General features: G+C 69.6%; 15 protein-coding genes. 10 read left to right on the plus strand and 5 right to left on the minus strand.

The window, feature by feature from the left end; translation table 11 throughout:
• A partial coding sequence (locus Q1K70_RS16895; RefSeq protein ID WP_300161971.1) for a UvrD-helicase domain-containing protein occupies window positions 1-2,626 on the minus strand: 2,626 nt, incomplete at its 3' end.
• Window positions 2,627-2,951: 325 nt separating this feature from the next.
• Between Q1K70_RS16895 and cpaB the strand changes: the two genes are divergently transcribed.
• From cpaB to Q1K70_RS16935, 8 genes are read left to right on the plus strand one after another with little or no spacing between them, the layout of a single operon-like run.
• Window positions 2,952-3,857, plus strand: a complete 906-nt coding sequence (gene cpaB / locus Q1K70_RS16900; RefSeq protein WP_300161974.1) for a Flp pilus assembly protein CpaB — start codon at window positions 2,952-2,954, stop codon at window positions 3,855-3,857.
• Complete coding sequence (locus tag Q1K70_RS16905; protein ID WP_300161977.1) at window positions 3,844-5,433, plus strand: type II and III secretion system protein family protein; 1,590 nt, start codon at window positions 3,844-3,846, stop codon at window positions 5,431-5,433. Before cpaB ends, Q1K70_RS16905 begins: the two co-directional genes overlap by 14 nt.
• 32 nt (window positions 5,434-5,465) lie before the next feature.
• Complete coding sequence (locus tag Q1K70_RS16910) at window positions 5,466-5,729, plus strand: hypothetical protein (protein WP_300161980.1); 264 nt, start codon at window positions 5,466-5,468, stop codon at window positions 5,727-5,729.
• Between the two features lie 37 nt (window positions 5,730-5,766).
• Complete coding sequence (locus tag Q1K70_RS16915; RefSeq protein ID WP_300161983.1) at window positions 5,767-6,942, plus strand: AAA family ATPase; 1,176 nt, start codon at window positions 5,767-5,769, stop codon at window positions 6,940-6,942.
• Between the two features lie 46 nt (window positions 6,943-6,988).
• Entirely contained in the window at window positions 6,989-8,365 is a 1,377-nt protein-coding gene (locus Q1K70_RS16920; protein ID WP_300161986.1) for a CpaF family protein, read from the plus strand.
• Window positions 8,366-8,380: 15 nt separating this feature from the next.
• Window positions 8,381-9,373 carry a type II secretion system F family protein gene (locus Q1K70_RS16925; RefSeq protein WP_300161989.1) on the plus strand — a complete coding sequence of 331 codons (993 nt, stop codon included), beginning with the start codon at window positions 8,381-8,383 and terminating at the stop codon, window positions 9,371-9,373.
• A 13-nt stretch (window positions 9,374-9,386) separates the two neighbouring features.
• Complete coding sequence (locus tag Q1K70_RS16930) at window positions 9,387-10,331, plus strand: type II secretion system F family protein (RefSeq protein WP_300161991.1); 945 nt, start codon at window positions 9,387-9,389, stop codon at window positions 10,329-10,331.
• A 12-nt stretch (window positions 10,332-10,343) separates the two neighbouring features.
• Window positions 10,344-10,721, plus strand: a complete 378-nt coding sequence (locus Q1K70_RS16935) for a hypothetical protein (RefSeq protein ID WP_300161994.1) — start codon at window positions 10,344-10,346, stop codon at window positions 10,719-10,721.
• A gap of 87 nt (window positions 10,722-10,808) precedes the next feature.
• Here Q1K70_RS16935 and Q1K70_RS16940 read toward each other — a convergent pair whose 3' ends face one another.
• Genes Q1K70_RS16940 through Q1K70_RS16955 form a run of 4 tightly spaced genes read right to left on the minus strand, consistent with a single transcriptional unit; the run spans window position 10,809 to window position 13,525 of the window.
• The gene (locus Q1K70_RS16940) at window positions 10,809-11,141 is read right to left on the minus strand and encodes a hypothetical protein (RefSeq protein WP_300161997.1); all 333 of its coding nucleotides are present in this window, start codon (window positions 11,139-11,141) and stop codon (window positions 10,809-10,811) included.
• 46 nt (window positions 11,142-11,187) lie between these two features.
• A complete protein-coding gene (locus tag Q1K70_RS16945; RefSeq protein WP_300162000.1) occupies window positions 11,188-11,691 on the minus strand; it encodes a TadE family protein in 504 nt (167 codons plus the stop codon).
• A gap of 15 nt (window positions 11,692-11,706) precedes the next feature.
• On the minus strand, window positions 11,707-13,068 hold the full coding sequence (locus Q1K70_RS16950; RefSeq protein ID WP_300162003.1) for a pilus assembly protein TadG-related protein: 1,362 nt from the start codon (window positions 13,066-13,068) through the stop codon (window positions 11,707-11,709).
• Between the two features lie 25 nt (window positions 13,069-13,093).
• Complete coding sequence (locus Q1K70_RS16955) at window positions 13,094-13,525, minus strand: TadE/TadG family type IV pilus assembly protein (RefSeq protein ID WP_300162006.1); 432 nt, start codon at window positions 13,523-13,525, stop codon at window positions 13,094-13,096.
• A 317-nt stretch (window positions 13,526-13,842) separates the two neighbouring features.
• On the opposite strand from Q1K70_RS16955, the gene Q1K70_RS16960 reads away from it, so the two are divergent.
• On the plus strand, window positions 13,843-15,027 hold the full coding sequence (locus tag Q1K70_RS16960) for a tetratricopeptide repeat protein (protein WP_300162008.1): 1,185 nt from the start codon (window positions 13,843-13,845) through the stop codon (window positions 15,025-15,027).
• Between the two features lie 25 nt (window positions 15,028-15,052).
• Window positions 15,053-17,179: a response regulator gene (locus tag Q1K70_RS16965; protein WP_300162012.1), complete on the plus strand. Its 2,127-nt coding sequence runs from the start codon at window positions 15,053-15,055 to the stop codon at window positions 17,177-17,179.
• The last annotated feature ends 216 nt before the right edge of the window (window positions 17,180-17,395 follow it).

A 17,395-nucleotide genomic window follows, 5' to 3' on the forward strand; every position in this document is an offset into this window, starting at 1 on the left:
CGGTCCCGGCCGCGCCGGCCGGGGCGGGGCAGGCGGGCGGCGGCGGCGGGGCGGCGGCCGGCGGCTCGCCCAGGCGGAGGGGGCCGGAATCGGCCGGGTCGTGGCCGAAGGCGGCGAAGAGGACTTCGAGCGCCCGGGGCAGGGGATAGCGCTCCTCGCGCAGCTTGCCGCGGCCGGGCACGAAGGCGTGCAGCTCGATTTCCGGCCTGGTCCAGGCCACGTAGAGCAGGTGCACCTGCTCGGCCAGCTCGCGCGCCCGGCGCAAAGCGTGCTCCGGTCCGAGCCCCGGCTGGTCCGGGGCCAGGATCGCGCCTTCCTCGAGCCGCGCCGCCACCAGATCGCCCGGGCCGGCCCGGCCGGGAAAGTGGTGGAAGGGCACGACCACGGCCGGGAACTGGAGCCCCTTGGCCTTGTGAATGGTCATGATGCGCACGGCGTCCACGTTTTCCGGCTGGGGCACTTTCTCATCGTCGCCCAGGGCGTTCCAGAAGTCCAGGAAGGCCGAGAGGGAGCCATGCCCCCTGTTCTCGGCCAGGTGGGCGATTTCGAGAAACCGGCGCAGGAAGGCCTCGTCCCCGGGCCGGCGCTCCAGAAGCCTGTAGCCGGTGACGATCTCGCGCAGCAGGTCGTACGGGCCGGCCAGGCCCGTCTGGCGCAGGAAAGGCCGCACCAGCCGCTCCCAGGGCTCGGGAAAGCGTTCGGCGAAGGCCAGGGACAGGGAGGCGCGCGGGGGCAGGCCGGCGACCCAGTCGGCGAGTTCCTCGCGGGAGACGCCGGAGACGTCGCCGAAAAGCTCCTGGCCGGAGACGAAGGCGAAAAAGGACAGGTTGTCCGGGGGGTAGTCCAGAAAGGCCAGCATGGCCGCCAGTTCCCGGATGAGCGGGTGCTCGGTCAGGCGGAGGCTGTTTTCCGTGACGACCGGGATGCCGGCTTCGATGCACCAGGCGGCCACGCGGCCGGCCTGGGTGTTGGATCGGGTGAGCACGGCCACCCCGCCCGCGCCGTGGCGGGGCAGGAGTTCGTCCGCAAGCAGGGTCAGCAGCGTTTCCCTGGCCTCTTCCTCATAGGCTCCGGGCGAGGCGGCGGTCAGGGCGGTGACGCGCACGTGGCCGCCGGGTACGGGCCGGTCGGCCGGGAGCTTCTGGGCGGCGTCGGCGAAGGCGCGCGAAAGGGCGGCGGCCAGATCCGGCACAGCCTCGCCGAGTTCCTCGCCGAGCAGGGCCTCGGCGGCGAGGCGGGCGGTTCGCGGCTCGGCCAGGGCGGCGAAGAAGCGGTTGTTGCTCTCCACCACCGCCCTGGCGCTGCGCCAGTTCACGGGCAGGGTCTGGCGGATGACGTCGGCCATGCGGCAAAGCTCCGGATCGGCCGGGGCGGCGTCGAAGAGCGCCGCGTCGCCGCCGCGCCAGCCGTAGATGGCCTGCTTGACGTCGCCCACGAGGTAGAGGCTTCCGCCCCGGGACAGGCACTCGGCGGCCAAAAGCCGCAGCACCTCCCACTGCTCGCCGGCCGTATCCTGGAACTCGTCGATGAGGATGTGGGCCAGGCCCGCGCCGAGCCGGCACCAGGCGTCGGGCACGCCCGACTCGCCCCGAAGCCGTCCGGCCACCAGGCGCGGCCAGAGCACGTGGGGCAGCACGCGCATCCGGGTCAGGTAGGCCGGGAAGTCCTCGGCGAAACGCCCGGCCAGGGCGACGAAGGGGGTGAGCGCCATGGCGGCGCGCAGAAGCGGCAGCTCGGCCAGGCAACTGGCGTGGGCCTGGCGCAGGGCGGCGAACAGGGCTTCGAGCCCGGGGGTGACGGCGTCGCGGCTGGCCTTGAGGACGCAGGCGGTCAGGTCGGGCTTGGCGGCGAAGGCCGAACGGGGCGGCGCGTCGGCCTGGTCGCCCTCGCGGCAGCGGCGCAGGAAGGTCATGAAATGGGACGAGCCCTGGATGCCGGCTCCCTGCATGGCCGTAAAAAGCGCGCCCGCGGCCATGGACAGCTCGCCCAGGCGGCGCTCGAGCCCCAGGCGCAGCGCCTCGGGATCGGCCGCCTGTCCGGGCAAGGGGTCGGCGAGGAGCCTCGCGGCCACGGCCCTGGCCCGCTCCCGGAAGCGGCGCAGGGGGAAAAAGCCCGGGGCGTCGCGCACGAGGGTGGAGGCCGCGTCGGAAAAGCTTCTGGCCAGGGCCGGGTCCTCGGGCAGCCGGGCGGCCAGGCGGTCGTAGAGGTCGGACAGGATGTCGCCCATGTCGAAGGCCGGTTCGAAGTCCGGGCGCAGGCCGAGCTCCAGGGCGAACACCCGGGCCAGGAGGAAGAGCAGGCTGTCGATGGTGCGGATGTTGAGGCGCTCGGCGTGGACGAGCAGGTCCTCGAGCTCGTCGCGGGCCTTGCCGCGCGAGTCGGCGTCCGCGCCGCCGAGGCCCAGAGCCAGGGATTTCAGCCGGCCGAGCACGCGCTCGCGCATCTCGGCGGCGGCCGTGTTGGTGAAGGTCACGGCCAGGATCTCGGGCAGGGCGTAGCCGGCCTCCAGGCTGTCGGCGCAGGCCCGGGGCAGGCCCTGTCGGGCCCCGAGGGCCAGGGAAATGAAGCGTTCGGTCAGGGCGTGGGTCTTGCCCGAACCGGCCGAGGCCTTGACCTGGATCAGCATGGGGACTCCTTGCGGGATTGGGCTCCAGGCTACCCTCGAGGCGGGCGTCCGGCAACCGTTTCGCCCCGGAGCCATTGGCAGGTTTCTTGCTATGAAATGCTCGCCCCGCCGTGTCTGCTGTGCGCACTGGGCCGCCGCCAGGCCCGGAAAACCGCGGCCGCGGCCGGGACCGCCCGGCGGCGACCGGCAAGGCGCGGGTCGGGCGGACCGGGGCGGGCGGGGGACGAGTAACACCGTTTCATAAAGTTGAATGCGTTTTTCTCCGGGTCCCGGGGCGCGGGGACGCGGGCGCGCCCGGCAGGGGCGCGAAAGGGCGGAGGCCCCCATGAAGTCCAAGGCGATACCGCATGTCATCCTGGCCGTGATCCTGGCCCTGGTGGCCGGGGTGCTGACCATCCGGTGGCTCACCTCGGTGCGCGGTCCGGGCCGGCAGGCCCCGCCCGCGCCGGCGGCCCGCAAGGTCGACGCCCTGGTGGCGGCCCGGGCCATCCCCAAGGGCGCGCGCCTGGACGCCGGCATGGTCCGGGTCAAGGGCTTCGACGCCGACGCCGCCCCGCTGGGGGCGCTTCGCGAGCCGGCCGAGGCGGCCGGCCGGGTCACGGCCCGGGAGCTCTCCCAGGACGACCCCATCACCCCGGACAAGCTTTTGCCCAAGGGCGCGACCGGCGGCGGCCTGGAGGCGGCCGTGGAGCCCGGCAAGCGGGCGCTCACCGTCAAGGGCACCAAGATCATGGGCTCGGGCGGCCACGTCACTCCGGGCAGCCGGGTGGACGTCCTGGTCACCTATTCCCAGCCCGGCAAGAGCGGCGAGGACAAGGTCAACAAAGTCATTCTGGAAAACATCCTGGTGCTGACCGCCGGCGCGGAGCTCGAGGCCAGGATCGGCAAGGACGGCCGCGAGGAACTGGCCAACACCGATTTCTTCACGCTCATGGTCACGCCCGAGGAGGCCGAGCGCCTGGCCCTGGCCGCGGACCTCGGCAGCATGCACCTGGCGCTTCGCAAGCCCGGGGACGAGGACGTGGTGCCCACCCCCGGCGCGGACGTGGCCCGAAGCCTCGGGGCCTTTTCCGCCGCGCCGGCGGCGGCCGAGGTCGCCGCCGCGACCGAGCCCGCTCCCGAGGACGCCGGCTATACCGTGGAGACCATCCGGGGCACCGAACGCGAGCGCGTCAAGCTCGACAGTCTTTCCGCCCCTTCGTCAAAGGAGAATCCGCATGGGCAGCCGTAGATCCCGCACCCTGGGCGCGAAGGTACTGGCGCTGGTCCTGAGCGTCTCCGTCGCGGGGCTGGCCTGGGCCGCCCCGGGGGGCGTCGCGCCCGTGGCCGTGAAAAGCGCCCCCAGGCTTTCGCTGACCATCGGCAAGTCCGTGATCCTGCAAAGCGACGCCGACGTGGCCCGGGTGTCCGTGGCCCAGCCCGAAGTGGCCGATTTCGTGCTCCTCTCGCCGCGCCAGGTCTACGTCACCGGCCGCGCCCCGGGCATCACCAACCTCACCCTGTGGGACAAGGGCGACAAGATCCGGGCCGTCTACGACCTCGACGTGGCCCCGGACATCTCGCGCCTCAAGCGCATGCTCCACGACGTGCTGCCCGGCGAGCCCGGCATCGAGGTCATGGCCAGCCAGGATTCCATCGCGCTCTCCGGCACCGTGCGCGATTCCGAGAACCTCAAGAAGGCCCTGGCCATGGCCGAGGTCTACGCGCCGAAAAAGGTGCTCAACCTCCTGTCCGTGGGCGGCGTGCAGCAGATCATGCTCGAGGTGCGCGTGGCCGAGATGGCCAAGTCCGTGGTCAACCGCATGGGCATCAACCTCAACGCCGTGGGCGACGGCAACTTCGCCTACACGCTCATCGGCAGCCTGTCGTCCGTGGCCTCGGGCATGTTCAACGTCGATACGGTGCAAAACGCCTACCAGTACCTGACCATCACCGGCACCTCGGCCGACAGCTCGAACAGTTCGTCGAGCTTCACCACGGCCCCGATCCAGCTCGCCTACCGGGAGTTCAACCCCTCCTCCAACAAGGCCACCATGACCATGAACCAGGGCACGGCCGTGGCCCGCTGGAACACCAACTGGGGCGGGGCCGGCAACACGGCCATGACCGGCGTGCTCGACCTGCTCAAGGAAAACGGGCTGGTGCGCATCCTGGCCGAGCCCAACCTGGTCTGCCTCAACGGCCAGAGCGCCGACTTCCTGGCCGGCGGCGAGATCCCGGTGCCCGTGGCCTCGGGCCTTGGCACCACCAGCATCGAGTGGAAGAAGTTCGGCGTGCAGCTCAATTTCACCCCGACCCTCGTCGGCGGCGACCGCATCAACCTCAAGGTCAACCCCGAAGTGTCCAACCTCGACTACTCCCGGGCCATCACCATCCTCGGCTCCTCGGTGCCGGCCATCAACACCCGCCAGACCTCCACCACCATCGAGCTCAAAAACGGCCAGACCTTCGCCGTGGCCGGCATGCTGAGCGAACAGTCGCGCAACAGCGTGGACAAGTACCCCATGCTCGGCGACATCCCGGTGCTCGGCAACCTCTTCAAGAGCTCCCAGTACCAGAAGGACCAGTCCGAGCTCGTGATCCTCATCACCGCCCACCTGGTCAAGCCGCTCGACAAGAAGGCGATCAGCCTGCCCACGGACTCGGCCCACGAGCCCGACGACCTGGAGTTCTTCCTGGGCATCGCCCGCGACGACAAGGCCAAGACGGCCGCCGGGCCCATCGTGGCCGGGGCGGCCTCCCTGGACGGCGATTTCGGCCATGCCGTGCCCGTGGCCGCCGTGGGCCGGCCCAGGAACGAACAATGAGCCGCCGTAGCGCAGGCCGCGAGGAGGCCCCCATGAAACGCGTCGCCGCCGCCCTGGCCCTGATGGCGCTTGCCGCCCTTGCCCTGGCCGGCTGCCAGGCCGAAAAGGAACGCACCTGGGCCTACGGCGAGTCCTTCCACGCCATTTTCGAGAACCAGAAGCTCGATCCCCGGGCCGGCGACGGTTCGCCCGTGACCGGGTTCGACGGCGACAAGGCGGCCCAGGCCTACGACCGGTACGAGAAGGCCAAGCCGTCGGAGAAGGAAGTCAGGCCCATCCTCAACATCGGCAAGTGACGGGGAGCGGGCCGGGCCACGGCACGCGGGGGAACGCATGAGCGCAAGCGAAAAGATCACGGCCTTTCTCGACATGGACGCCTCGCCGGCCCGGCGGGTGTTCGAGGAATGCCTGTCCGAGGACGGCGACTTCGAGGTGCTCGGCGACGGCGAGGAGTTCGCCGACCTGCTCGTGCGCCGGCTCGACGCCTCGCGCGGCGAGGAGGAGCTCGAGGCCGTGGCCGAACTCGTCACCCGCCGCGGCGTGCGCGAGGTCTTCCTCACGGCCGAGGCCTACGACGCCGAGATCCTCATGCGCCTCATGCGCCAGGGCGTGCGCGAATTCTTTCCCCAGCCCGTCAGCCACGAGGAAGTGCGCATGGCCCTTTGGCGCTACAAGGGCCGCCGCGAGGGCCGGCAAGGGCAGCAGGGCGGCAAGCAGGGCCGCATCCTCAACGTCTTCGGGGCCAAGGGCGGCGTGGGCACCACCTCCGTGGCCGTGAACCTGGCCGCCGCCTGCCTGGGGCACAAGCCCGGGGCCAGCGTGGCGCTCATGGACATGAACCTGCCCTTCGGCGAGGCCCAGCTCTTCCTGGACATCGCCCCCAAATACCACTGGGGCGAGGTGCTCGGAAACATCGCCCGCCTGGACGCCACCTACCTCATGAGCGTGATGTCCCGGCACCCCTCGGGCCTGTACCTGCTGGCCCCGCCGAGCCGGCTGGACGACCTGCAGATGGCCACGCCCGAGAACATCTCGCGGCTGCTCGAACTCATGCGCCAGGTCTTCGACACCGTGGTCATCGACCTCGGCATGTACCTCGACGAAATCACCCTCAAGGTCATGGACATCTCCGACGCCATCGTGCTCGTGTGCGTCCAGAACCTGCCCTGCCTGGCCAACGTGCGGCGCTTTTTGGACAACATCCGCCACGCCGAAGCCGGGCTCGAGGAAAAACTCAGGATCGTGGTCAACCGCCACCTCGACGAAAGCGACCTGACCGTGGAAGACATGGAAAAGGCCCTGGGGCTGCCGGTCTCCTGGCGCATCCCCAACGACTACAAGACCACGCTCTCGGCCATCAACCAGGGCAAGACGCTGCTCGACGCCGCGCCCAAGGCCGGCGTCACCCGGTCCCTGGCCGACCTGGCGAGAAGCCTGGCCCCCAGCCCGGAACCGGAACGCAAGCGCAAACTTTTCGGCCTCAAGCTCCTCACCGGGCGCGGGGGATGAACAGTGCGGGCGGGCCCGGCCCCTCCCGGCCGCCGGAGGCATCTACATGGAACGCGGAAGGCCGCCGCTGATGCGGCAGGGCCCCCGAATGGGGGCGGGCGGGGCCGCGCCCGAGCGCAAGGAGACGGCCGGCGTCGCCGTCGACGAGTATTACGAGATCAAGACGCGCATCCACGACAGGCTGATCGATCTGATCGACCTGTCGCTGCTCGACACGCTCGACGGCGCGGCCCTGGGGCTCGAGATCGGCAAGCTGGTCGAGCGGCTCCTGCGCGACGAGTTCGCCCAGACCCCGCTCAACCAGATCGAGCGCGAGCGGCTCATCACCGAGGTCAAGGACGAGATGCTCGGCCTCGGCCCCCTGGAGCCGTTCCTCAAGGACCCGAGCGTCAACGACATCCTGGTCAACTCCTACCGCCAGATCTACGTGGAGCGGGCGGGCAAGCTCGTGCTCACCGAGTCGCGCTTCAAGGACAACGAGCACTTAAAGAAGATCATCGACCGCATCGTCTCCCGGGTGGGCCGGCGCGTGGACGAGTCCTCGCCCATGGTGGACGCGCGGCTGCCCGACGGCTCGCGCGTCAACGCCATCATCCCGCCCCTGGCCATCGACGGGCCGGCGCTGTCCATCCGCAAGTTCGCCAAGGAAAAGCTGACCATCGAGGACCTCATCCGCTTCCGGGCCATGACCCGCGACGTCGCCGAGGTGCTGGAAGGCATCGTGCTCTCGCGCCTCAACATCCTCATTTCCGGCGGCACGGGCACGGGCAAGACCACCATGCTCAACTGCCTGTCGGGATTCATCCCCCACGACGAGCGCATCGTGACCGTGGAGGACGCGGCCGAGCTGCAGCTCAAGCAGGACCACGTGGTGCGCCTGGAGTCGCGCCCGCCCAACATCGAGGGGCGCGGCGAGGTCACCCAGCGCGACCTGGTGCGCAACTGCCTGCGCATGCGCCCGGACCGCATCATCGTCGGCGAGGTGCGCGGAGCCGAGGCCCTGGACATGCTGCAGGCCATGAACACCGGCCACGACGGGTCGTTGGCCACCCTGCACGCCAACACTCCCCGCGACGCGCTGATGCGCCTGGAGACGCTGGTGGCCATGGCGGGGCTGACCATCTCCCCCATTTCGCTCAAGCGCTACATCGCCTCGGCCGTGGACGTGATCATCCAGATTTCGCGCTTTTCCGACGGCAGCAGAAAGCTCGTGAGCTTCCAGGAGATCACGGGCATGGAGGGCGAGGTCATCACCATGCAGGAGATCTTCGCCTTCGAGCAGCGGGGCGTCACGGGCGACGGCAAGGTGCGCGGGGCGTTTCTGGCCCGGGGCATCCGGCCCAAGTTCGCGGCCAAGTTCGAAGCCAAGGGCATCCGCGTGCCCGACGGCGTGTTCGATCCACGAAACGTGGTCGAGACCTGAACCGGAGCCGACGCCATGACGCCGCAACCTTCCGCAATGCCGCCCATCCTGTCCCTGGCTCTGCTCTTGTCCCTGGTCTATCTGTTCGTCGCCATGGTTTTTTTCGTGCGCCGGCTCACGGACACGAGCGCCAAGGAGCTGTCCCGGCGCATCGACGAAGTGGCGCGCGGCCGGGGGCTGGCCGCGGACGCGAGCGCGGACCTGGTCAAGCGCCACGAGATGAGCGGATTGCGCTGGCTCGACGTCTTCCTTTCCCGCCAGGCCTGGAGCCGGCGCATGAACAAGATGCTCGACCAGGCCGACGTCAAGGCGCCGCTCGGCATCTTCGTCCTGCTTTCCCTGCTGTTCGCGGCCACGGGCTATCTGGCCGCCTCGCTGTACGTTTCCAACATTCTCGTGCGCCTGGCCGTGGGCGGGGCGCTGGCCGTGCTGCCGTTCAAGTGGATCGCCCGGCGCAAGGCGGCGCGCATGAAGGAGTTCGAGCGCCAGTTGCCCGAGGCCCTGGAGCTGGTGGGCCGGGCGCTCAAGGCCGGGCATACCTTCTCCAGCGGCATGGGCATGGTGGTGAGCGAATTTTCCGACCCCATCCGCATCGAGTTCCAGCAGACCCTGGAGGAGATCAACTTCGGCATGGGCGTGACCGTGGCGCTCGACAACCTCATGGACCGGGTGGACTGCCCGGACCTCAACTTCTTCGTGGTCTCGGTCAAGATCCAGAACGAGACCGGCGGCAACCTGGCCGAGATCGTGGGCAACATCGCCTGGCTCATCCGCGAGCGCCTCAAGCTCAAGGGCCGCATCCGGGTGCTCTCGGCCGAGGGACGTATGGCCGCCTGGGTGCTGTGCCTGCTGCCTTTCTTCGTGTGCGGCGCGGTGCAGATGCTCAATCCCGGCTACCTGGGCCAGCTTTTCACCGAGCCGCTGGGGCGCATGCTCGTCTACCTGGTGTTCGCGCTCATGACCATGGGCGTCCTGGTCATCCGCAAGATGGTGCGCATCGAGGTCTAAGGGGAAGCCAGCCATGGACGTGTTCCTCATTTCCCTGCTCGTGGCGGCAAGCGTGGGCTTCGCGGTCTACGCCGCGGCGACCGTGCGCCAGGAGCGGCGGCAGCGCCGGGAGATCACCGACCGGGCCCTGGCCGTGGTCAATCCCGGCGGCGCTGGTGCGGCCGGCCGGCCGGGCGTGGCCGGCTGGCTGCTGGGGCTGGCCCGGGGCGTGGCCGAACGCTTCGGCGAGTCGGTCAAGCCCAAGGAAGCCAAGGAGCTCGGCAAGAGCCGCACCCAGTTGGTGCATGCCGGCTTCCGCCAGCCCGGGGCGGTGGAGATCTACTGGGGCATCAAGGTCGGCGCGGCCCTGGTGGGGCTGGTCCTCGGGGCGCTGGTCGCCTTTTCCGGGCGCGTGCCGGCGCAGTACAAGATGTTCGTGGCCCTGGCCTGCGTGGCCGCGGCCTTCTACCTGCCGGGCATGCTCCTCGACATGCGCGTCAAAAAGCGCCAGAAGGCCATCCAGCACGGCCTGCCCGACGCCCTGGACCTGCTCGTGGTCTGCGTGGAGGCCGGCATGGGCCTGGACGCGGCCATCTACCGCGTCTGCCTCGAACTGGCTCACAAGGAGCCGATCCTCAGTTCCGAGCTGCGCCTGCTCACCCTGGAGCTGCGGGCCGGCAAGTCCCGGCGGGAGGCGCTCAAAAATCTCTCGTCCCGGGTGGGTCTGGAGGACATGGGCAGCCTCGTGGCCATGCTCATCCAGACCGACATGTTCGGCACCTCCATTGCCCAGACCTTGCGCGTCTACGCCGACTCCATGCGTACCAAGCGCTTCCAGCTGGCCGAGGAACTGGCGGCCAAGCTGCCGGTCAAGCTGCTTTTCCCGCTGATTTTCTTCATCTTTCCAACGCTGCTCATCGTCATCCTGGGGCCGGCGGGCATAAGCCTCATGAGGATGTTCAGCGGCATCAAGCATTAAGGAGAAGCAGGCATGGCCGGCGCAACGGATGTGGCCCGTTCCATACAGGACCTGCAGGAGCGGCAGGGACAGGCCCTCGACGCCCTGTCCGGCGCGGCGTCCGGCGCCGGGCAGGCCGGGCGCGAGGTGTCGGACTTTTTCCACAGCCCCGACAACCTGCTGGCCCTTTGCGTGTGCGCGGCGGCCCTGGTCGGCATCTACCGCCTGCTGCGCTCCGAGAACATCATTCCGGCCCCGTCCGGCCCGTCCACGGGAAGCGTCTTCGCCGCGCTTCTGGCCCGCCGTCTTGCTTTGAAGCTCATCGTCCTCGCCGTGGTCGCGGCCCTGGGTCTGGCCCTGCTCGCGGGCCGGCTGTCCGGGCTCGCCGAGGCGCTCAAGCGGTTTTTCTAGGCGAAGCCGTCCTCCCCGCAACAAGAAAGGATGCCCGGCAGCGCGCCGGGCATCCTTTCTTTGAGACCTCGCCGGGGGGCGGCGGGGTTACTCACGGTAGGGACGGTACTGTTCCAGGATCTTGTCGGACACGGACTGGCGTAGCGCCGCCACTTCGGCGTCGGCGGCGTAGGCGTCGCCGGCGGCCAGGGCGGCGGCGGAATCTTCGAAGCCGGCGCTTTTGGCCGCGGCGTCGAACTTGGCGTCCCACGCCTCCGGCTGGTCGCGCGAGAGGGTCACGTAGTCGCCGGCGCTGACCATGGAAAGATAGGTCTGGTAGAAGGCCACCACCTCGGCCTTGCCGGCCGCGTCCGCCGCGCAGGGCAGAAGCAGGGCCAGGGCGAGGGTTGCCGCGGCGAGCAGGTTCGGGCGTCCATTCATCGTCGTCTCCTTCGGGCTGCCCCGTGGCGAAGCGCCTGCGTCCGCCTCAGTTGGACAGGGTCGAACCGGAATTCGGTTCCGACGTCCGCTTGGCCGAGGCGGAAAGCGTGAGCCCCTCGAAAAACGGCTGCATGATCTTCGTGATCGGGGTGTAGCTGTAGTTGATGGTGATCAGAAACGGCGTGCAGGGCGTTTCCTCGCAGGCCGGCTTGCTTGTCGGCGACATGGTCAGGGCCGGCGGGTCCGAGGCGTCCTGGCTGTCCTTGTTTTGCTGCACGTAGGGCACGAGCGTGGACATGTGGCTGTTGAAGTAGCTCTGCGCCGTGGACTGGCCCGTGATGGTGGTGTCCTGGGACACGGCCCGGGCCATGACGGCCACGGCGCTGTTGAGCGTCATCTGGATGCGCAGGATGTTGGCCACCTCGATGATGCCGAATAAAAGCAGCGCGAAGACCGGCAGGGTGAGCGCCACCTCCACGGTGGTGACCCCCCGTTCCCTTTCCCTGTTCCCGGGCCGCGACGGCGGCGTTGTTGCGTGACGGGCCCACATGGCTTTCCCCTTCCCCTACGGCGTGCCCGTGGTGGCTTCCTTCTTGGTCATGAGGCGCTGGCCGAGCTGCTGACCGATCTTCTTGAACATGTCCTGGATGTCCGATTCGTTCGGGGCGTCGTAGTAATGGTCGTCCGTGCCGGTCTTGGACGAGGCGATCTGCTTCATGATGTTCTTGTCCGTGGAGTCCGAGTCGCCGAAGCGGATGGTGAAGATCTCCACCGGATAGGTGGCGTCGTTTTTCGCCGATGTCGCCTCGTCCAGGGCGTATTGGTTGAGCTTGCCGCCGTCCACGCAGCTCGGGATCTGGGCCAGGGTGGCCGTGGCCGTGGACAGGGTGGAATAGGGCGAGGTCGTGGTCGTGGGCTTGAGTCCCATGCCGAAGTAGGCGTTGGTCCAGTAGTTGTTGATGGTCTTGGAGGCCGAGGCGTAGCTGCCGCCGCAACGCCCGTCCTCGGTGTCGCCGTCGGTGAGCACGATCATGATCTTGCGCACCTTCTTGTCGGTGCTGCCCTCGGTATAGGGGGCTTCGGGGGAGAGGACCTTGTGCCCCCACTTGATGCCCTCGGAGATCAGCGTGCCCGAGGTGACCGCGCCGGCGCTGATGGCCGTGATGTTGGACAGGATGGTCTGCTTGTCCGAGGACAGGGCCCGGATGGGCGACATGCCGGAGCAGGTCTTGTCCTGGCTGGTGCTCACGCCGCTGATGGAATAGCCGTAGAAGATGGAGCTCTTGCTCGTGGTGTTGCTGTATTCCGTCTTGAGCTTGCCGTTGTTGAGGGTCCCGTCGGCGTTGCGGCAGCCCGTGCCCACGCCGTCGGGGTTGGCCTCGGCCGTGACCGGGTCGTTGCCGTCGATGCGCACCTTGCCCTGGAAGGGCACGAGGCCGATCTTGGACCGGGTGTTGGAGGCGTTGTTGGAGGGCATGATGAGGTTGACCAGGCTCGTGGCCGCTTCCTTGACGTTGGCGATGGGCGTGCCCTTCATGCTGCCCGTGGCGTCCAGCACCATGACCAGTTCGATGTCGTTGTAGCCGGCGCAGGCCTCGGCCGAGACCGTGGCGTCGTCCACGCCGATGACCTTGGACAGGGTCATGTCCACCACGGCCTTGGCGTCCACGCACACGCTGCGCGTGGCTCCGCCCGAGGCCACCTCGACGTCCACGGCGTCCGGATCGTTGGCGGCCAGGTTCTCCTTGGCCGCCGTCTCCACCTTGCCGTTGCTCACGTCCGGGTCGTCGGCCAACTGCAGGCTGCCGGCCAGGGCCGCCGCGTCCACGGCGTTTTGCAGCTTGTTGCGGGCCACGTACACCCGGCCGAGGTCCACGGCCACGCCGGCCGCGGCCAGGACGCCGACCAGCGTCGCGGCCACCAGCACGCTCGAGGCCCCGCGTGCGTCGCCGCTAATTCGCCTCGGGCAGGGCCATGATCGTCTTGGCCGAAAGAGTGAGCGAATCCGAGCCGAAAGTGAAAGCGCTCGCGCTGCCGGACTGGGTGGTGAAGAGCGGTGAGTAGGCATGGTCGACCTGCACTGTTACGTTGTTGTCGCCGTCGCGCGGGGTGATCGTCACCGTGGGCGCCGCGCCGCCAAGCAGCGCGTTGCCCGAGGCGTCGGTCATGATCGTGTTCTTGATGAAGTCCGACACGCCCGTGGCGTCGCCGTTTTGCCGCGCCAGCATGCGCGCTCCTTCCAGGGCCGCGTTTTGCAGTTGCGAATATTCCGTGATCGCGTTGGTCGCCTCGACCAGGATCAGGAGCAGGGGCACCAGCAGCAGCATGCCGACGGCCATTTCCACGGCCGCGCTGCCGCGTTGCTCTTTGTCTGTGCGTTTCATGGCGTCTGCTCGCTTGGAGTCGTTTTTCCGATGCCGGGGCTTGGCTGTGCAGTTGGAAGAATCATGCCAGGAGGGCACGGCGTCGCGACGCCGCCGGCGGGGCGTAACCGGCCGTGGCCGTTGGAGGGCCGCGCCGGCCGTCGAGACGGACCGGCGGCCGCATCCATGATTCGTGGAATCTTGCTCGTTTGCGCACCACGCTTTGGGGATCGGTCGCGCCCCCGGGGACGTCGGGGGCCACGGCGGCGGGTCAGGCATGTGTTTACCCTCCGGGCGGGCTCTGCTATGGGTGCGGCAGGACAAGGGGAGGGAGCGAGGTGAAGCGACGTATGCGTTTGGCCGGCGCGGCGCTGGCGCTGGCGCTCGGCCTGGCCGGCCTGGCCGGCTGCGGCGGGTCCGGGGCCAAGGCCAAGCCCAAGGCCGACCTGGGCTCGGGACAGGGGGCCGCCGTTCTGGCCGCCGGCGACGCCGCCCTGGCCCACGGCGAACCGCAGGAGGCCGGACGGCTCTACCTGGAGGCGCTCGGGGCCGGAGCCGCCCCGGCCCTGGTGCACACCCGCATGGGCGACCTGTATCTGGGCATGGGCATGGACAATCTCCCCAAGGCCGCCATGGCCTACCGGGAAGCCCTCAAAAGCGACCCCAAGTGCGCCCCGGCCATGCAGGGGCTCGGCTTCGCCATCTACCTGAGCGGCAACAAGGCCGAGGCCTCCCTCGCCCTGGCCAAGGCCCTGGAACTCGATCCGCGCCTGCCCCGGGCCGCCGCCCTGCTCGGGACCATCGAGGCCCGGGAAGGCCGGCCCGAGGCCGCCCTGGCCGTCTACGACCGCTCCCTGGCCGTGGCCTTCGACCCGGACGTGGAGAACAACCGCGGCCTGGCCCTGCTCATGCTCGGCCGCTCCGAAGAGGCCGTGGCCGCTTTTCGCAAGGCCGGCACGGCGAAAAAATCCCCCAAGATCGCCAACAACCTGGGTCTGGCCCTGTGCCGGCTCGGCCGCTATGACGAGGCCTACACCACCTTCGCCGGCGCGGCCTCGGAGGCCACGGCCCTCAACAACCTCGGCGTGTGCTACATGGAAGCCGGCAACAAGGCCAAGGCCCAGGAATATTTCGAGCGCGCCATCGCGGCCAATCCCCGCTTCTACGCCGTGGCCCAGGAGAACCTGAGCCGCCTGTCCGCCGCCGAGGAGGTCAGCCTGCCGAGCGCCGTGGCTGCGGCCGCGCCGTCGTCGCCGGCCACGCCGCCGCCGGCGGCGACGCCCAAGCCTCTGGCTCCCGCCTCGACCGGCGCACCGGCCGCGGCCGTCCCCACCCCGGCGACGCCCAAACCCCTGGCTCCGGCCCCGGCGCAACCCGCCGCCCCGTCAGCCAGCCAGCCGGCCGTCCAGCCGGCGGCCAAGGCGGCGCGGCCCTTGCAAGAAAGCCCGGCCAAGGGGCAGGCCCCGGCCGCGTCCGGCAAGCCCTCGGCCGTCGAGCGCCTGGACCGTTCCGAAATGCCTTGATCCTCGCCAGGGAGGCGCGCGCCACATGACGGGCACGACAACGACCCATGCGCCCATGCGCCTGTTGGTGGCCGACGACGAGCCGCGCATCCTCGACCTGTTCACCGAGATACTGGCTCCGGAGGACGACCTCCTCGACGGCCTCGACGGCCTGGGCGGGGCCGTGGCCCCCAAGCCCGAACCCGGCTTCGAGCTGACGCTGTGCCGCCAGGGCGAGGAGGCCGTGGCCGCCGTGGCCGCCGCCATCCGCGAGCGCCGGCCCTACGCCGCCGCCTTCCTCGACGTGCGCATGCCCCCCGGCCGGGGCGGACTGTCCGCCGCCGAGGAGATCAGGGCCATGGACCCCTGGGTGCAGATCGTGGTGGTCACGGCCTTCACCGACCTCGATCCCGCCGCCATCGCCGAGCGCGTGCCCCCGGCGGACAAGCTCCTCTACATCCAGAAGCCCTTCCACCCCCAGGAAATCCGCCAGTTCGCCACCTCGCTTTGCGCCAAGTGGCGGGCCGAGCGCGACTTCACGGCGCTTAAAAGCCGCCTGGAGACCCTCGTCTCCGAGCGCACCGCCGCCCTGGCCAGCGCCAACCGCAAGCTCACCCGGGAAATCGAGGAGCGCGAACGCGTCACCGGGCTCATCGTCTCGGCCAAGCGGGAATGGGAAGGCACCTTCGACTCCGTCCAGGACATGGTCGTGGTCATCGACCGCGAGCGCAAGGTGCGCCGCCTCAACCTGGCCATGGCCCACCGCCTGGGCCTGCCGCCGCGCGACGTCGTCGGACGCGAATGCTCCTTCCTCTTCGACGCGCCCGAGCGGCCCGGCGAGCGCTCGGGCGAGCTCCTGGCCATGACCGACGGCCGCTACCACTCCAAGGAAATCTCCATCCCAAGGCTTCGCGGCGAATTCCTCGTCACGGCCTCGCCGCTCACCCAGGCCGACGACGTGCCCATCGGCACGGTCTTCGTGGCCCACGACGTCACCGAGCGCAAGAACCTGGAGCAACGCCTGCGCCAGAGCCAGAAGATGGAGGCCATCGGCACTCTGGCCGGCGGCATCGCCCACGATTTCAACAATATCCTCGGCATCATCATGGGCTTTGCCGAGATGATCGAGGGCGACGCCGAACCGGACTCGCCCCTGGCCCGGCGCGTGGGGCATATCCTGTCCGCCTGCCGCCGCGCCCGCGACCTCGTGCTGCAAATCCTCTCCTTCAGCCGCCAGAACGAGCCCGGGGCGAGCAGCCTGCGCGTGGGACCGCTGGTCAAGGAGACCCTCAAGCTCATCCGGGCCACCGTCCCCAACTCCATCGCCATAAAGGAAGACATCCGCCCGGGCCGCGACGCCGTCCTGGCCGAGCCGACCCAGATCCAGCAGATCCTCATGAACCTGTGCACCAACGCCGCCCAGGCCATGCGCGCCACCGGCGGCCTGCTGGAAGTGGGGCTGGAGGAGGCCCCGGCCGGCGCCTGCCCCGTCCGCGGCAACGCGCTCTCCGGCGACCACCTGCACCTGTGGGTGCGCGACACCGGCCCGGGCATCCCCGCCGATATCCAGGAACGCATCTTCGACCCCTTCTTCACCACCAAAAAACCCGGCGAAGGCACGGGCATGGGCCTTTCCGTGGCCCATGGCGTGGTGCGCAAATACCACGGCGACATCAAGGTCCGAAGCGTCCCCGGCGCGGGCGCGACCTTCGACGTCTACCTGCCCCTGGCGGCCGACGCCGGCGAGATGGCCGCCGACCAGGACCACGCGCCCCCCATGGGCCGGGGCCGGGTCCTTTTCGTGGACGACGAGGAGGCCCTGGCCGACATCGGCCGCGAACTCCTCGAATCCCTGGGCTACGACGTGCGCTCCGAAACCGACCCGCGCCTCGCCCTGGACCTCATCCGCGCCGTGCCCGGCGCCTTCGACCTGCTCGTCACCGACCAGAACATGCCGGGCCTGACCGGCGCGGACCTGGCCAAGGCCGCCCTGGCCGTGCGGCCCGACCTGCCCGTGCTCATGCTCACCGGCTTCAGCGAAACCATGAGCAAGGAAACCGCGCGGGCCATCGGCATCCGCGACCTGCTCCTCAAGCCCATCCTGCGCCGCGACCTGGCCGCCGCCATCGAAGCGGCGCTTCGCGGCGGGCAGGAGTGCGAACGGGGAGAGTAAGAGCGCGGGAGAGGGAGCGGAGAGAAGGGGAGAGGAGAGGGGAGGGAAGATGCCTCCGGCGGCCGGGAGGGGGTGACCCCCTCCCGGACCCTCCCCGACGGGGGCGGATGGAGAAGCGGGCGGGAACGGCAAGCGGCGAGGCGTCGGCAGTGGTGGTCGCGGAATTTCGGGCAACCCGCAGGCCGCAAAACCGGCCAGCACGTTGCCCGAAATTCC

Source organism: Solidesulfovibrio sp. (assembly GCF_029978005.1).
Classification (GTDB): domain Bacteria; phylum Desulfobacterota; class Desulfovibrionia; order Desulfovibrionales; family Desulfovibrionaceae; genus Solidesulfovibrio.

Bases quoted from the DNA above. Each gene is read 5' to 3' on its own strand.
- cpaB (WP_300161974.1), top strand. From the start codon at position 2,952: ATGAAGTCCAAGGCGATACCGCATGTCATCCTGGCCGTGATCCTGGCC.
- Q1K70_RS16905 (WP_300161977.1), top strand. From the start codon at position 3,844: ATGGGCAGCCGTAGATCCCGCACCCTGGGCGCGAAGGTACTGGCGCTG.
- Q1K70_RS16910 (WP_300161980.1), top strand. From the start codon at position 5,466: ATGAAACGCGTCGCCGCCGCCCTGGCCCTGATGGCGCTTGCCGCCCTT.
- Q1K70_RS16915 (WP_300161983.1), top strand. From the start codon at position 5,767: ATGAGCGCAAGCGAAAAGATCACGGCCTTTCTCGACATGGACGCCTCG.
- Q1K70_RS16920 (WP_300161986.1), top strand. From the start codon at position 6,989: ATGGAACGCGGAAGGCCGCCGCTGATGCGGCAGGGCCCCCGAATGGGG.
- Q1K70_RS16925 (WP_300161989.1), top strand. From the start codon at position 8,381: ATGACGCCGCAACCTTCCGCAATGCCGCCCATCCTGTCCCTGGCTCTG.
- Q1K70_RS16930 (WP_300161991.1), top strand. From the start codon at position 9,387: ATGGACGTGTTCCTCATTTCCCTGCTCGTGGCGGCAAGCGTGGGCTTC.
- Q1K70_RS16935 (WP_300161994.1), top strand. From the start codon at position 10,344: ATGGCCGGCGCAACGGATGTGGCCCGTTCCATACAGGACCTGCAGGAG.
- Q1K70_RS16940 (WP_300161997.1), bottom strand. From the start codon at position 11,141: ATGAATGGACGCCCGAACCTGCTCGCCGCGGCAACCCTCGCCCTGGCC.
- Q1K70_RS16945 (WP_300162000.1), bottom strand. From the start codon at position 11,691: ATGTGGGCCCGTCACGCAACAACGCCGCCGTCGCGGCCCGGGAACAGG.
- Q1K70_RS16955 (WP_300162006.1), bottom strand. From the start codon at position 13,525: ATGAAACGCACAGACAAAGAGCAACGCGGCAGCGCGGCCGTGGAAATG.
- Q1K70_RS16965 (WP_300162012.1), top strand. From the start codon at position 15,053: ATGACGGGCACGACAACGACCCATGCGCCCATGCGCCTGTTGGTGGCC.